General features: G+C 55.9%; 14 protein-coding genes. 8 read left to right on the forward strand and 6 right to left on the reverse strand.

Annotation, left to right across the window (positions count from 1 at the left end; genetic code table 11):
* The first annotated feature begins 309 nt into the window (after positions 1–309).
* From HMJ29_RS05700 to HMJ29_RS05720, 5 genes are all read left to right on the forward strand, one after another.
* A complete protein-coding gene (locus HMJ29_RS05700; protein ID WP_171590565.1) occupies positions 310–462 on the forward strand; it encodes a hypothetical protein in 153 nt (50 codons plus the stop codon).
* A 350-nt stretch (positions 463–812) separates the two neighbouring features.
* Positions 813–1073 carry a site-specific integrase gene (locus HMJ29_RS05705; protein WP_171590566.1) on the forward strand — a complete coding sequence of 87 codons (261 nt, stop codon included), beginning with the start codon at positions 813–815 and terminating at the stop codon, positions 1071–1073.
* Positions 1074–1297: 224 nt separating this feature from the next.
* Positions 1298–2452: an acyl-CoA dehydrogenase family protein gene (locus HMJ29_RS05710; RefSeq protein WP_171590567.1), complete on the forward strand. Its 1155-nt coding sequence runs from the start codon at positions 1298–1300 to the stop codon at positions 2450–2452.
* Positions 2452–3975: a PAS domain-containing sensor histidine kinase gene (locus HMJ29_RS05715; protein WP_171590568.1), complete on the forward strand. Its 1524-nt coding sequence runs from the start codon at positions 2452–2454 to the stop codon at positions 3973–3975. The genes HMJ29_RS05710 and HMJ29_RS05715 overlap by 1 nt, the downstream gene beginning before the upstream one ends.
* A 53-nt stretch (positions 3976–4028) precedes the next feature.
* On the forward strand, positions 4029–4439 hold the full coding sequence (locus HMJ29_RS05720; protein WP_171590569.1) for a response regulator: 411 nt from the start codon (positions 4029–4031) through the stop codon (positions 4437–4439).
* A 182-nt stretch (positions 4440–4621) separates the two neighbouring features.
* Here HMJ29_RS05720 and HMJ29_RS05725 read toward each other — a convergent pair whose 3' ends face one another.
* Positions 4622–7063 carry a T9SS type A sorting domain-containing protein gene (locus HMJ29_RS05725; RefSeq protein WP_171590570.1) on the reverse strand — a complete coding sequence of 814 codons (2442 nt, stop codon included), beginning with the start codon at positions 7061–7063 and terminating at the stop codon, positions 4622–4624.
* Positions 7064–7588: 525 nt separating this feature from the next.
* Here HMJ29_RS05725 and HMJ29_RS05730 point away from each other — a divergent pair.
* On the forward strand, positions 7589–7765 hold the full coding sequence (locus HMJ29_RS05730) for a hypothetical protein (RefSeq protein WP_171590571.1): 177 nt from the start codon (positions 7589–7591) through the stop codon (positions 7763–7765).
* A gap of 69 nt (positions 7766–7834) precedes the next feature.
* Here the strand turns inward: HMJ29_RS05730 and HMJ29_RS05735 are convergent, their stop codons facing one another.
* The 5 genes from HMJ29_RS05735 to HMJ29_RS05755 all read right to left on the reverse strand — a co-directional run bounded on the left by HMJ29_RS05735 (position 7835) and on the right by HMJ29_RS05755 (position 12195).
* Positions 7835–8509, reverse strand: a complete 675-nt coding sequence (locus tag HMJ29_RS05735) for a sterol desaturase family protein (protein WP_171590572.1) — start codon at positions 8507–8509, stop codon at positions 7835–7837.
* Between the two features lie 72 nt (positions 8510–8581).
* On the reverse strand, positions 8582–9103 hold the full coding sequence (locus tag HMJ29_RS05740; protein WP_171590573.1) for a shikimate kinase: 522 nt from the start codon (positions 9101–9103) through the stop codon (positions 8582–8584).
* A gap of 189 nt (positions 9104–9292) precedes the next feature.
* On the reverse strand, positions 9293–10357 hold the full coding sequence (locus HMJ29_RS05745) for an ABC transporter permease (protein ID WP_317241005.1): 1065 nt from the start codon (positions 10355–10357) through the stop codon (positions 9293–9295).
* Positions 10354–11460, reverse strand: a complete 1107-nt coding sequence (locus HMJ29_RS05750; protein WP_171590574.1) for a BT_3928 family protein — start codon at positions 11458–11460, stop codon at positions 10354–10356. The genes HMJ29_RS05745 and HMJ29_RS05750 overlap by 4 nt, the downstream gene beginning before the upstream one ends.
* 180 nt (positions 11461–11640) lie before the next feature.
* Positions 11641–12195: a DUF1599 domain-containing protein gene (locus tag HMJ29_RS05755; RefSeq protein WP_171590575.1), complete on the reverse strand. Its 555-nt coding sequence runs from the start codon at positions 12193–12195 to the stop codon at positions 11641–11643.
* Positions 12196–12433: 238 nt separating this feature from the next.
* Between HMJ29_RS05755 and folP the strand changes: the two genes are divergently transcribed.
* Together folP and cdaA are read left to right on the forward strand one after the other, a co-directional pair.
* Positions 12434–13270, forward strand: coding sequence for a dihydropteroate synthase (gene folP / locus HMJ29_RS05760; RefSeq protein ID WP_317241006.1), 837 nt, complete (start codon positions 12434–12436; stop codon positions 13268–13270).
* The gene (gene cdaA, locus HMJ29_RS05765) at positions 13267–14106 is read left to right on the forward strand and encodes a diadenylate cyclase CdaA (protein ID WP_171590577.1); all 840 of its coding nucleotides are present in this window, start codon (positions 13267–13269) and stop codon (positions 14104–14106) included. The genes folP and cdaA overlap by 4 nt, the downstream gene beginning before the upstream one ends.
* Positions 14107–14180: the final 74 nt, after the last annotated feature.

Raw genomic sequence — 14180 nt, forward strand, 5'->3', positions numbered from 1 at the left:
ATATGTTCGGTTATTTTAGGTATAATCCGGGACATAAATGAAAACCAGTCGATTGTAATGCTCCGTTCTATACCCTACAAGAAGAAAATCAGCGTGCGGCTGTACTCGCGGCTGGCGGCCACCAACCATAGTGGATTGTGCCCTATACGACTCACAGCGCGGTGGCGTGGGGGAGAATTGCAGGTACATACGGGCGAAACCATCCTGCCGCAATAGGTATGGAGTGACGGGGAGGTAGAAAAGCTATGACAGAGCGATTCGCAGATGGTGTTGGGTGAGCGCATGCTGACGGTGAAGGAAGAAGGAACGATGTCTACTCACCCTGATTTGCTTACCAACATCAATGCCCAACTAGTTAATGTAGTGAAGTCGGTGGCGGATACTTTCAACCGGCTTTATGATGCGGCTCTGCTTGAAAAGTTGAGCAAGGTGACGCAAAAGATAGCCAAGGAGTATCAGTAGCACCTACTAGGATGCGACTATCAAGGTGTATTTCGCGGGTATCCGCAAGTACCTAGAGCAGCTGAATCTGAAAGCAGACATGGCATCAGCTGGTGGTCGACGGCGAAGCATTTGGCAGAAGAGCTGGACCGGTGGCTATTTCAACTCATTAGCGGGCGCCGGCACGAGGAGTTGTAGAAGTTCGATAAGCGCGAGCGAATCAGCCTGACGTTGGAAGATGACAGCAAGGTGCCGGCGCTGCTGCACGCGTAAGACAAGACGGGCAACAACGCGGCGGTACCGCTGCCACCCATTGGAGTGGGGAGCGATGCGGCGACTGGATTAAGGAAATTGCCAAGAGTGCGGGCCTAGTGCACGAGTGTGACGACCGGCTGATTATGGGTGGCAAGATGGTGTGCAACTGGCGACCCATCTGGCAGGTCATCAGCACCCACACGGCGCGGCATACAGCCGGCGCGCTGCTCAAGCAGGTGAGCAACGGCACCAAGGCGCTGGCGAAGCTAGTGCTGGGGCACGCCGATGAGGACGTGACGGACCGGTATGCCAAGGACAACGCCCGGCTACTGGCGGCGCCGGTACTCGATGCGTGGCGGAAGATTCTGGGCGAGTGATATAATGCTGAGTCGCCGCGTTAAGACGGCACAGCGGAAGGCTCAAGCGCCACCATGCATCACATTCCCTTGATTTGCCAGAAGCCTGCTGCTTTCCGTTTCAATTAATTACTTTTAGTGCAAGGATTGCGTTCGAGAACAGCTCTTGGCAGCAAAAGCATCGGGCCGCGCTAGCTTTTTCCTTCCCGGGCCCGTATAGTCCTCACACTCCCATTCCCCCTGCAATGCCCCTGGAACACCTGCTTGCCACTGTCGGGCACATTGCGGCCACTACCGTAACCGAAGAAGCCCCGAGTATTGATGGCCAAGGGCAATGGCCCGAACACAGCATTCGGGCGCTGCAACACGCCGGGCTGGGCGGGCTGGTAGTGACCCCGGAGTTCGGTGGGCACGGGCAGGGCTTGTTTGCCCTTTCGCGGGCCTGCGAGCTGCTGGGCGAGGTGTCGGCCTCGGCGGCACTGTGCTACGGCATGCACTGTGTGGGCACGGCCGTTATCGGCTCGAAGGCCACGCCGCGGCAGCAACAGGAGTTTTTGCGGCCCATTGCGGCCGGCGAGCATCTGACCACGCTGGCCTTGAGCGAGCCGGGCACGGGCGCGCATTTTTATTTTCCGCAGACGCAGCTGCTGGCGTTGTCGGAAGACGAATACCTGGTGAACGGCAGCAAAAGCTTCGTGACCAACGGCGGGCGCGCCGATTCCTACGTGCTGTCGACAGTAGGCGTGGACCCCGAGGCGGCCCGCGACGGATTTTCCTGCCTGGTAGTGCCTAATAACACTGCGGGGCTGGAGTGGGGCCCGGAGTGGAAGGGCATCGGCATGCGCGGCAATTCGTCGCGCTCGTTGCTGCTCAAGGACGTGCCGGTGCCGGCGCAGTACTTGCTGGGGGAGCACGGCGACCAGCTCTGGTACATTTTTCAGGTGGTGGCACCGTATTTTCTGACAGCGATGGCCGGCACTTACCTGGGCATTGCACAGGCGGCGTTCAACGAGGCGCGGCAGTACCTGGTGGAGCGCGCCTACCGCCACAGCGGGGCCACGCTGAGCCAGAATGGGCTGCTGCAGCACCGGCTGGGCATGATGTGGTCGAACATCGAGCGCACGCGCCAGCTGCTCTACCACGCCACCCGCCTAGGCGATGCCGGTGACCCGGGAGCGGTGCTGCCCATCCTCTCGGCCAAGGCGGAAATGGGGCATTGCTGCGTGGAGGTGGTAAACGAGGCCATGACCCTGATGGGGGGAAGTTCCTATGGGCAAAGTTCGCGGCTGGAAGTGCTGTTGCGCGACTCGCGTGCCGCGCATGTGATGGCGCCTACCACCGACATTCTGTACACGTGGCTGGGCCGGGCCCTGCTGGGCCAACCCCTACTGGAAGAGTAATGCCGGCAGGACGCATCCTGTACGCGGGCCTGCGTGACGATACCCTGGCGCTGCTGCACCAGCAACTGGCCGACGCAATGCTGGAGCCGCTGGCGCCCGGGCAGTCGGCGGGCGACGGGCCGCTGCTACGACAATACGACCTGCTGCTGATTGGCCCGGCAATAGAAACGCCCATTCGCGTGGCACAGGAAGCGTATGCGGTGGACAAGCTCCTGTCGGTGCTGCTGCTGGCCGAGGCCAGCTTGCACGAGAAGCTGAAGCAGGCGCTGCTGTTTTCGCCGTTTGTGGGGCCCACCGTGCAGAGCGCATCGGTGGCGGTGGGCGCGCGGCTGGTGCCCATAGTGGAAGACGCCGTGCAGCGCACGATGCAGCGCCGTAGCTTTGCCAAGCTCAAAAGTATCTCGCTCTCGGGTCTGCAGTTTGAGCCGCAGGTTGTGGCCAAGGTGCGGGCCGACTTTTCAACCAAGGTGCTGGAAGAGGCCCCGATGGGGGCGGTGCTGGTGTCCGGGACCGGCACGGTTGCCAGCATCAACCGCTATGCGCTGGAGCTATTTGGCCGCCCCGAAACGCAGGTGCTCGGCACGGTCCTCAGCCAGCTGTTTCCGGCGGCCGTACGCCCCGCGCTGGAAGCATTTTTGCACGACGGCTACCTAGGGGTGCCCAAGCAGCTGTTTGCCGTGCCCTGGCCGGCGGGCACGTTGTACCTGGAAGTGTCGGTAACGGCCATTGACACGCCCGTGGCAGGCGAGTACCACTTGGTGATGCTAAACGACACCACGGCCACGGTGCTGGCGCAGCAACAGGCGCAGGCTGACGTGCAAGCCCTGCAACGCGCTAACGCGGACCTGGACAACTTTATTTATTCGGCCTCGCACGACCTCAAAGCGCCTATCAGCAACATCGAGGGCCTGCTGACGGCGCTGCGTGAAGAGCTGGCCGCGCCAGCGACGGCCGCCGCCGAGGTGCCGCCCCTGTTAGATTTGATGCAGGGCGCGGTAGAGCGATTCAAGCGCACCATCGACCACCTGACGGACCTAACCAAGCTGCAGAAAGTGCACCTGCAGCCCGCCGACGCCGTGGACCTGGCTGCCGTGGTGGAAGATGTGCGGCTGGATTTGCTGGCGCAGTTGCAGGCCACTGCGGCCCGGCTGGACGTGGATTTGGCGCAGGCGCCCACGCTGTTGTTCTCGCCCAAAAACCTGCGCTCGATAGTGTACAATCTGCTCAGCAACGCCCTTAAATACCGCCACCCCGACCGCGCGCCGCACGTGTGGCTGCGAAGCTACCCGGCCGATGCCTACCACGTGCTGGAAGTGCAGGACAACGGCCTGGGGCTGGACGCGGGGCAGCAGGCTAAGCTGTTTGGGCTGTTTCAGCGACTGCATGACCACGTGGAGGGCTCCGGCGTGGGCTTGTATATGGTGCGCAAAATCATGGAAAACGCCGGCGGGCGCATTGAAGTAGCAAGCCGGGTAGGCAAAGGGTCCACGTTTCGCGTCTATTTTCCCCGCGAACCGTATTAGGTATTTAGGGCCTTGCTTTTGCCTAGGCACCTGCCCAACTTACGTTCGTTATTATGTCTTTGCTGCCCGCTATTTTATTAGTTGATGACGACTCTACGACCAACTTTATCAACCAGCGGCTGCTGCGCCGGATGCAGGTCAGCCAGGAAGTGCTGGTGGCCGGCAACGGCCTGGAAGCGCTGGCAGTGCTAGAAGAATGCGGGGCGGAGCCGACCCGGTGTCCGGCCTTGATTTTGCTGGATGTGAACATGCCCGTGATGAATGGCTTCGAGTTTCTCGAAGCTCTGGCGCTGCGACCAAAGGCAACTGACACGGCCGTAGTGGTGATGCTGACTACATCGCGGCTGGACCGCGACCTGACGCGCCTGGAAAACTTGTCTGTGGCCGATTTTTTGCAAAAACCGCTGACCCGGGAGGCGATGCAGCAGGTATTGGAGCAGCACTTTGGCCAACCGACTCTGTGAGCACCTCGGGGTCACGGGCCACTTCGAAACCTACCTTCAACCAAAGTCCCAACTCTGTCCGGCTTAGCTAGACCAGCTCAATATTTATGAGCTTGATCTTCACAGTATGTTACAGCCTTACTTAAACAGCAAGGACCGATCTTAGTAAGATCGGTCCTTGCTGTTTAAGTAAGGCTGTACTACTATTGCTTCACCATGCGGATAGTAGTGAGGGCCTGTGGAGTACGGAGTTGAAGAATATAGATTCCGGCTGGCTGGTTGCTCAAGTCCAGTTGAGTAGAAGATGGACCCGCCGTTACTGATTTATCCAGTGCTATTATTTGCCGGCCCATTGCATTAAATATGCTTCCCTGAAGACGAGTAGGCTGGGCTAAATTAGTCAGCAACTCAAAACGCCCAGCACTCGGGTTAGGCACCACCGATACTACAGCGGCTTTACTGTTGCTGGCCACCATTACTACTGGGGAGAAGGCAAGAGTACCATCGGTGTCTACCTGCCGTAGGCGATAATAAGCTACTCCGACTGATGGCTGTTCATCTGAGAAGGTATAGGTTCGACCTTGGCTGCTGGTACCAGCCCCAATCACCCGGCCAATGCTTCGGAAGCTGGTCTGTCCTTCTAGCTTGCGCTCTACCTCGAAATAGGCATTGTTTAATTCCACTGCTGTGGCCCAATTACATACTACTGCTGTGCCTTTGCGCTGAGCATCAAACCGCACTAATTGTACAGGCAGAGGAACGGGAGTAGCCGAGGTAACTCCAAACGGGGAGAAGTTTTTTACCCCTTTTTTCTTCTTGGCTTTTGGCTCTAAAACAACATCCTCATCGTTGCTATCCTTCTTGTTGTCCCATGAGTTTTTGCTTTTGGAATAGTGATCCACGTAGGCCTTTGCTACATCAAAGCCAGGAGCTTCGTCCTTCTTGTTCCAGAAGGTCTGCACTGCAATATCAGACCCGCCGACAACTTCTTCGCTGATGAACCAAGTTTTGGTTACCACCCCTTTACTAATTGGATTATAGGGAACCTCATTGGCATCGTAGCTAGCGTAGGCGCCGTTTATGACGCGTACTTTATACGTATCCTCTGAGTTGGGGGCATCTTGTGAGAGAATCACCCGGGTTTGGTCATTCTGATCGGCCGTAGCTGCCACCTGGAATGTCACCTCATGCCCTTTGCTATCTACGGTCTGCCGCAGTCCACCCTTACCATCTGTCACAAACAGCGCCTTTACTTTGTCCATCTGCAACTCCGCTTCTTTAAGAAGTGTGAAGTCAAACTCCTGCAGGCGCAGTGGCACAAAGAAATGGTCATCAAACTCGGCTTTATTGCTTACAATCACTGAGCCAGCCAGCACCTTATCTCCGCCTCTAGTAAACTTGATTTTCCCATAGTGGCCACCCTTAATGTACTGCGTGGCTCCACCGTTTGGAGTTATATATTCCACCAAGCTTTCGTTATCTAACGACCCAAGCGTAATGGCACTGTTATTATTCTCTATTTGAAGAGTAGACTTCTTCTCTACGTTTACTATGGCCTTTATATTGTCGTTGGTTGACACATACAGCGCGGCTTCTTTGTCTGGGGTGCCTACTACCAACCGTGAATTGCTGCCTGTAATTTGCAGCGTAGCACCGGTAGGCAAGCGGTCGATTAACAACGCATTGCCTCGCACATAGTATGTGGTATTGTCGGAGGTGAAGCTGGTGGGTGCAGTGCCCGTTCCATCCGCGTTAATTCCCCAGGTAGCCAGGTCAGAGAGGCTACCTTTTTCTTTGGAATAGAAAATCTTGGTCTCCGGCGAAATAACAACGTCGTCTAGGCTCAGGCCATTGCCGTTGGTGTCCGTATCAAATATGTACGACCAACGAATCATAATATCCTCACCATCTGCTAGGCCAGCACCAAACTTATCCGTTTTATCACCGAATAGCTTGGCCCGTTTTACCCGACGGTTGGTAGAAGAATTACCATCACTGTTTGTGATAGTAGCCTCCGTTGAAGGCGCTTTTACGGCTAACTCTGAGATGTCTTTCCATTCGCCGGCAATCAGACTACCATTGTCGTTAGCCGTAAGTTTGCGGAAGGCCACTTTCACTTCGGCCTTATCCAGCTTGCCCGAGTTGTACCATTGCTCCATGGCATAGCTGATGTCCAGGTTCTTAATCAGAACCCCGGAGTTGTTCCGCAACCGAATACCTAGATAGCCAACCCCTTTATCAGTAGTAGTAGCAGCAATACCGCCTAGTGCCCGGTCAGTGGGATTAATTGTGTTAGAACCAAAATGGTACCACCCCGCACCATTAGGCTGGCCTGCAGAATTCAGACTAGCGCCTTTTGAGCCGTTATCGGCTGGTATGGTTTTGCCGCTATAGTTGCTGGGGATTTCGTAATTGGGGTAGCTGTTAAGCGTAAAGGTGGCATACACACCCCGCAACGTCTGATTGTTAACAAACTGCGCGTTCGTGCCACTTAATGCGTCAAAGTTCTGCTCATAAGGTGCTAATCCTTTAGAGCCGATGCTTGCGTCGGGAGTGCTTTTAAATACATACTGGGCCTGGGCTACATTGAGTAGGCCAAACAGACCCATTGTTAAAGCACAGATGCGAGTAAAGAGTGAGGGCATACAAATAGGTGAATAGTGGAGGAAGAGCGTGAGAATCCGAATATTCCCATCGTGTCAGATTGAGAATTACGGGCGCAACAAAGATATGTTTAATCTTATGTATAAAGTTATATTCATTATACAAAATATCATTATACTTTAAATATTTATATTTTTACATGTTAAAATTAGTATTATTTGGATAAAAAAGTCCTATATATAAGTGCTAAATCAATAAAAAGTCAAAAATCCATGTATTAACATATTTAACCAAAATAAGAATAATACATATCCCAAAATTGTACCTCCTCGAACCGACATTGATATCTGACTACTTTTCGGCGATACATTACCCTCTTTTCTGCACGGAGTGCTTGTTGTGGGTGGCCTAGCAAGAGGATTTATCTCTTTTTGGTGAACAGCAAAGCCTGCACGTGAGTGTAGCACAACTGGGCTTATAGCAGTAAGTCAACTTTTTGGGAGTTTAGACAGTACACACCAACCAGTGCTTAGTATTAATCAGCCACCGTTTCTCTCTCCTCCACTATGAAGTCGCTCCCGTTTTTCTTCACTGCTACCCTGCTGGTCCTACTTACCTTTTCACTGAGCAGCTGCGACGCTATCGGCACCATTTTCAAGGCCGGTGCCTGGACGGGCATCATTGGTATATTCCTGATTGTGCTGCTCCTTTGGTTTATTGTGAGCAAGCTCCGGCGCCGGTAATTCCCTTTGTTTTAGGCACAAAAAAAGCCCCCTCGGTTGAGGGGGCTTTTTTGTGCCGAGAGGCCTACGCTATTTAGCCTTATTAGGCATGGTACCGATGATGTGGTCCCAGAGGGTGCTGGATACGCCGAAGGCAATTTCATCTTGGCGGTAATGGTGCTGGGCGTGGTGCGTCCACCACACTTTCAAAAAGTTCTTTGGTGGCGCGTACACGTGAATGGCATAGTGCACAAACAGATACAGCGCGTACCCGAATACAAAGCCCGCCAGAATACCGAATACAGCGTTACCAAATGTGAACCGGAAAATGAAGAACAGCAGCGAAGCTACAAATACCGTGACAATGGGTGGCATGGCCAGGCGTGTCTTGTCCTTGGGAAACTCGTGGTGCACGCCGTGCATGGTGTACTGAAACTTGATACGGCCGGGCGAAGTAGCCGGAATATGGTACAGGTAGCGGTGCATTACATACTCCACAAACGTGAACATAAACCAGCCCAACAGAAACAAGCCAAACGCCGAAATACCCGTTATAAAACCTCGCGTGATGCCATAATACAAGCTCACGAAGGCAGTAATTATAAAGATAGAAGTCGGCAGCGCAATATGCGTGTGAGACAACCGCTCCAACACTGGGTTTTTAAACAGCTGCGCCGAGCCCTTGTGCTTGGGCTTGATGGCATCAGGCGTTTTAACCGGTGTTACTTTTACTTCAGGTTCAGAAGCTTCGGAAGTGGAGTTCATACCAAGGCAGAAATGATGAGTACGCAAAAATAGTCATGCTTGCGCAAACGCCGGTCCAGAACCCTAGAAGAACTAGACGGCGGCGTTGAAACGCTCTATTAACTGCTGCACAGCCTCTACCGAGCAGGCTGAGGCCGCGCAACGAAGCGGCGCGCGGTCGTAGAACTGTTGGCGGGCGGCCAAGGTTTCAGTTAATCGTGTTTCTAGGGCTGTTGCATCGGGTAGCGCCGCCAACAACGGGCGGCTTGCGGCCTGCTGTTGCACCCGCCGCACCAGCTCCGGAATGGGCACCGCCAGGTATAAGGCCAGGCCAGTTTCGAGGAGCAATTCCAGGTTCTGATGGAAGCAGGGAGTACCGCCCCCGGTTGCTAGCACCAAGTTGGGCAACTCAGCAACCAGGTCGCGCAGCACGGCGGCCTCCCGCTCCCGGAAGTAGGCCTCTCCATCCTGCAAGAAAATATCCGGAATGCTACGCTGCTCGCGGCGAACAATTTCCTGATCCAAGTCGCGGAACGGCACTTCGTAAGCCGTTGCCAGGCCCCGGCCCAGAGTAGTTTTACCCGCGCCGGGCATGCCAATCAGGTAAAGGCGCATTGGTGAAAGGGTGAGGAGGTGATAAGCAATGAGGTAACAGGTGAGGAGGTGACAGGCTTAGAGGTTCGTAGCAGGGTGGGGTATTCATGCTGAGCGGTTCACGCACCGCTAGGCGGCGCCTCACAGGTCTTTTTGCTTCTGCTAACCTGTTACCTCATCACCCTTCACCTCATTACTTCATCCCCTAATTTATCCCAGCTTCACGCGGGGGTCAATAAAGGCGTATAGCACGTCTACCACAATGTTCACCAGCACAAAGAGGGCGGCAATAAAGATAGTAGCGCCCATCACCACGGGGAAATCGAGGTTCTCCACGGCGCGCAGGGTAACGGTGCCTAGGCCCTTCCAGTTGAAGATATATTCAATAAAGAACGCGCCCGCCATCAGCGAAGCCAGCCACCCCGACACCGCCGTAATTACCGGATTCAGGGCGTTCTTCAAAGCATGGCCTACCACTGTGCGGTAGCCCGATAGGCCCTTGGCCCGCGCCGTCCGGATGTAGTCTTGGCTCATTACATCAAGCATCGAGGAGCGGGTGAGCTGCACAATAACCGCCAGCGGCCTAATGCCCAGCGCAAAGGCCGGCAGCAGCAGATTGCGCAGCACTAAGTGGCGCCCGGTAAACGGATCGGTTTCGTAGAGTTGGCCCGTGAGATTGAGGCCAGTCCAGGAACTCCAGTAGAACCCGAAGGTGATGGCAATGAGGATGCCCGCCACGAAAGAAGGTACCGAAATACCCAGTACTGAGGTAGATACCAGCAGCCGATCAAGCCAGGAATGAGGCTTCAGGGCGGCCACAATACCTAGCGCAATGCCTAGTACAGCCGCAATAAACATAGCCGCCAAGGCCAGCCAGAGCGTACCGGTAAAGTGATCAAGCAAAATGCTGAGCACCTCTTTATTGCTTTGGAAAGACCGGCGCAGGTAAGGCGTTTTGAGTACTAGCGCTTTCTGGCCCAGCGGCAGCAGCGTAACGCCGCCATACTTAGCCACACCTGCCGAGTCGCGGGGGTGCAGGCCTAGCGGCGACACATCGTTGAGGTAGCCAGCCAACTGCGCGGGCAGGGGCTGATCGAGACCGAGGTCGGCGGCAATGGCAGCGCGGGTGGCGGCGTCGGAGCGCTGACCGGCCAGCAGGGCTACCGGGTCGCCGGGCAGCACGTTGAACAGGAAGAAGACCGTGAGGGCCACCCCCACCAGTACCAATGCCCCCTGCCAAAGGCGGCGCAGCACAAACCCTAGTATCCGGCTCACAGCTTCTCTTCCAAATCTCCCAGCGCGGGAATATCGTGGTAGTGGTATTTACCTTTCACTACGCCATTTTGCAGCAAGATCAGCCCGGGGTTAGAGCGAATCATTGACTTGAGTACGGTGGCATCGGCGAAGTAGTAGGGTGCCGCCAAGTTTACATCGTGGCGGTAAGAGTCGAAGGCGGCGGGGCTGCTGCTGGTAATTACCAGCGGGGTAAGAGGCTTCTTCGACTTGGCCGCCGACTCCAGCAACTTGTTGATGTCTTTGAACCGGTCACGGTCGGCGGAAGTCACATCCTGCACTATCAGCACCAGCTTATTACCCTGCAGTACCTCCTGGGTGTGGTCCGTGCCTTCATCATCAAATACCGAGAAGTCTGTAATGACGGGCTTAGACGTGAGGGGGTTCAGCACTTCCATGCTCTTGTACTTCCAGGTTGAGTCAGTGGGGTACTCTGAGAACGTCTTGGTTTCGCCGTTGCGCTCCATCACGTACTGGTACTTGGCCGGCTCCTGGGGCTTCATGAGCTTGCCAATGTCGTTACCTACCTTGTAAGGCAGGAAATCAAAGTACGGCAGGTGACCTAGGGCCCGCACGCCAATACCAATGGCTACTGCCGAGGCAATGGTAATGTACATGACCCCCAGCGTGCCCTTCGCAAACACCCGGCGCAAATAGCGCTGATTGAGGAACACCACAGCCCACAACATCAGCAGGAACAAGTCCTTGGTGAAGGAGGTCCAGGGGGTGAGCTTGATAAAGTCGCCGAAGCAGCCGCAGTCCGTCACTTTATTGAAGTAGGCGGAGTAAAAGGTAAGGAAGCCGAAGAAAACCAACAGGCCTAGCAGCGTCCAGAGCACCTGGCGCAGCATCCAGCGCAGCAGCAGGGCCACCCCCAGCACCACTTCCAGGGAGCTAAGTATAATGCTCAGGGTGCGGGAGTGCGGAATAAAGACGTGGAAGAACGAGCCAATGTCTTTGCTGAACACCTCAAAATATTCTTCCAGCTTGAGGGCGGTTCCTACCGGGTCATTCAGCTTTACCAGCCCCGAGAAGATAAATACAACCCCCAGCAGTAGCCAGCAAATACGGGTAATCTGTTTCATATAGAACGTACTTCTTGAGGAGCTTAACGGCTTGATTCCATAAAGGTAACGGCATCCGGCTGGGTAGCTTCTGTGCAGCGCAGAACTGCCGCCCACCCACACGACACGCCTTGTTACGAGGCAAGGTGAGTTGCCGCCTTGAGGAAGACAAATATTTATACCTCGGCGTGCGCTAGGCCACTAGGCTTTCACCTCCGCGAATCCCTTCTTAATCAAGACAAATACGGCGTAGTTAAGCATGTCGCGGTAGTTGGCGTCCACGCCTTCCGACACGCGCGTGAGGCCGTGCAGGTCCTCAATTTGCTTGGTGCGGTGCAGCTTCATCAGAATGATATCCGTGATGCTCTCCACGCGCATCTGCCGCCACGCTTCGCCATAATCGTGGTTTTTGGCGAACAGCAAGCGGCGGTTTTCCTCTACCTGCGCGTCATATGCTTGCGCTACCGCTTCGGGCTCCAGCTCAAGGGGAGCGTCGGGGGGCAGGCCTAGCTGCATGAGGGCAATGATGCAGTAGTTGATAATGGCCACGAACTCCTCCTCTACCCCATCGGCCACCAACTGGGTGCCCTTCTCCTGAATGCTACGGATGCGCTGAGCCTTAATGTAAATCTGGTCGGTAACGGAGGGCAGCCGCAGGATGCGCCACGCCGTGCCGTAGTCGTGGGTTTTGGCCAGAAACAGCCGGCGGCACTGCTCGATTACCCGGTCGTACTCGTGCTGGGTTTGATTCTCCAAGTTTTTCAGCCTAATTTGTTGGGAAACGGCATTTACTATTTTTCTGCCTCCTCCTGACACCGGACGCATCCAATCTGGTCAGCCCGAGTCGTTGCTACGGTAGCCGTTCCTAGATGGGAAGATCCGGCATCGCCGCTTCAGGCAGAGAAGGCTCAGGATGACAGAGAGAACAGCTTCAATTTGCATAGAAACCATGCTCCAGGCCCCGCAAGATACGTGTTTTTCCCCCAGGCAAACCTTGCGTTGCCCTGGCGGGCGCGTGCTGGATTTGCGCCGTCCGCAGGTGATGGGCATCCTCAACCTGACCCCCGATTCGTTCTTTGCCGGCAACCGGATTGGGGCTGAAGAGGAGCTGCTACGCCGCGCCGAGCAGATGCTAGGCCAGGGGGCGGCCATCCTTGATTTGGGCGGCTACTCCTCGCGACCCGGCGCCGAAGACATCTCTGTTGACGAGGAGAAGCGCCGCCTGCTGCCCGCCGTGGCCGCCGTGCGCCGTGCCTTCCCTGAGGCGTTTATCTCCGTGGATACCTTCCGGGCCAGTGTAGCCGAAGAAGCCGTAGCCGCCGGCGCCGACATTCTTAACGATATCAGTGGCGGCCAGCTCGACGCGGAGCTGCTGCCCACCGTGGGCCGCCTGCAGGTGCCCTACATTCTGATGCACATGCGGGGCACGCCCCAAACCATGACCCAGCTCACGCACTACGACGATGACTTGGTTCTGGAGCTGGTGCGCTACTTCCGCGACAAGCTGACGGAGCTGCGGCGCCATGGCGTAACCGATGTGGTGCTGGACCCCGGCTTCGGGTTTGCCAAAACGCCCCAACAGGGCCACGAGCTGCTACGCCGCCTGCAGGAGCTGCAGGTATTAGGCCTGCCGGTGCTGGCGGGGCTATCAAGAAAAAGCATGGTATACAAGCCGCTAGGTCTCTCGGCTGATGCCGCACTGGCGGGCACCATTGCCGTCAATACACTGGCGCTGGTCAACGGGGCGCGTATTTTGCGCGTACATGATGTAGCGGAGGCTGTGCAAACTGTGCAGCTCGTCTCCAACACTTACCCCCCCTTCTCCCCGTGATTGGCTCCTTCACCGTCGGCTTCCTGCGCATTGGCTGGGTAGACGTCATCGACGTGCTGCTGGTCACGGTGCTGTTTTATCAGCTCTACAAGCTGCTGACGGGAAGCGTGGCGCTGAAGATTTTCCTGGGCTTCATGTCTATTTACCTGCTCTATCTGGTGGTGAAAGCCACCGGTATGGAGTTGCTGACCAGCATTCTAGGCCAGTTCATGAGCGTGGGGGTGCTAGCGGGCATTATCCTGTTTCAGCAGGAAATCAGGCGGTTTCTGCTCACCATCGGTAAGGCCACGGCTCTGGACCGAGTTCGGGTATTTCCGTGGCGGCGCGAGGCGGCTTCGGAGCGCATGAACATCACCCCATTCGTGGAAGCCGCTAAGAGCTTGGCGGGCAAGCAAACTGGGGCGCTTATCGCCTTCGCCATGGCCTCCGACCTGAAGTTCTTCGCCGACTCCGGCGACCTGATTGATGCCACCGTGAGCAAGCGCCTGCTCATGAGCATCTTCAACAAAACCAGCCCCCTCCACGACGGCGCCGTTATCATCACCCGCGGCCGCATTCAAGCCGCCCGCTGCATTTTGCCCGTCAGCGAAAACCCCGATGTGCCCGCTTCCATGGGCCTGCGCCACCGCGCCGCCATCGGCCTCACCGAAGTAACGGATGCCATTGTACTGGTAGTAAGCGAAGAAACCGGCCAGATTTCGCTGGTGCGCGGCGGCGAAGTCTTCCGCAACCTGGCCTCCGCCGACCTACGCGCCCGCCTCAACGAGTTCCTCTTCGACGTAGCCCCCAAGCCGACCGCCTCAACGGGTTCTACGGCAGCGGAAGTAGCAGCGTAATAGGTACAACCTATCATTTTATAACTGCAAAAAGCGCGTCATCCTGACGAAGGATGACGCGCTTTTTATAGTTG

Origin of the sequence: Hymenobacter taeanensis (assembly GCF_013137895.1) — a bacterium.
GTDB classification, from domain to species: domain Bacteria; phylum Bacteroidota; class Bacteroidia; order Cytophagales; family Hymenobacteraceae; genus Hymenobacter; species Hymenobacter taeanensis.

Excerpts from the sequence above, each read along its gene's own strand:
- HMJ29_RS05740 (WP_171590573.1), bottom strand. The coding sequence starts at position 9,103 with ATGCGCCTTTACCTGATTGGCATGCCCGGCGCGGGTAAAACTACTCTG.
- HMJ29_RS05735 (WP_171590572.1), bottom strand. The coding sequence starts at position 8,509 with ATGAACTCCACTTCCGAAGCTTCTGAACCTGAAGTAAAAGTAACACCG.
- HMJ29_RS05700 (WP_171590565.1), top strand. The coding sequence starts at position 310 with ATGTCTACTCACCCTGATTTGCTTACCAACATCAATGCCCAACTAGTT.
- HMJ29_RS05725 (WP_171590570.1), bottom strand. The coding sequence starts at position 7,063 with ATGCCCTCACTCTTTACTCGCATCTGTGCTTTAACAATGGGTCTGTTT.
- HMJ29_RS05730 (WP_171590571.1), top strand. The coding sequence starts at position 7,589 with ATGAAGTCGCTCCCGTTTTTCTTCACTGCTACCCTGCTGGTCCTACTT.
- HMJ29_RS05715 (WP_171590568.1), top strand. The coding sequence starts at position 2,452 with ATGCCGGCAGGACGCATCCTGTACGCGGGCCTGCGTGACGATACCCTG.
- HMJ29_RS05710 (WP_171590567.1), top strand. The coding sequence starts at position 1,298 with ATGCCCCTGGAACACCTGCTTGCCACTGTCGGGCACATTGCGGCCACT.
- HMJ29_RS05750 (WP_171590574.1), bottom strand. The coding sequence starts at position 11,460 with ATGAAACAGATTACCCGTATTTGCTGGCTACTGCTGGGGGTTGTATTT.
- HMJ29_RS05720 (WP_171590569.1), top strand. The coding sequence starts at position 4,029 with ATGTCTTTGCTGCCCGCTATTTTATTAGTTGATGACGACTCTACGACC.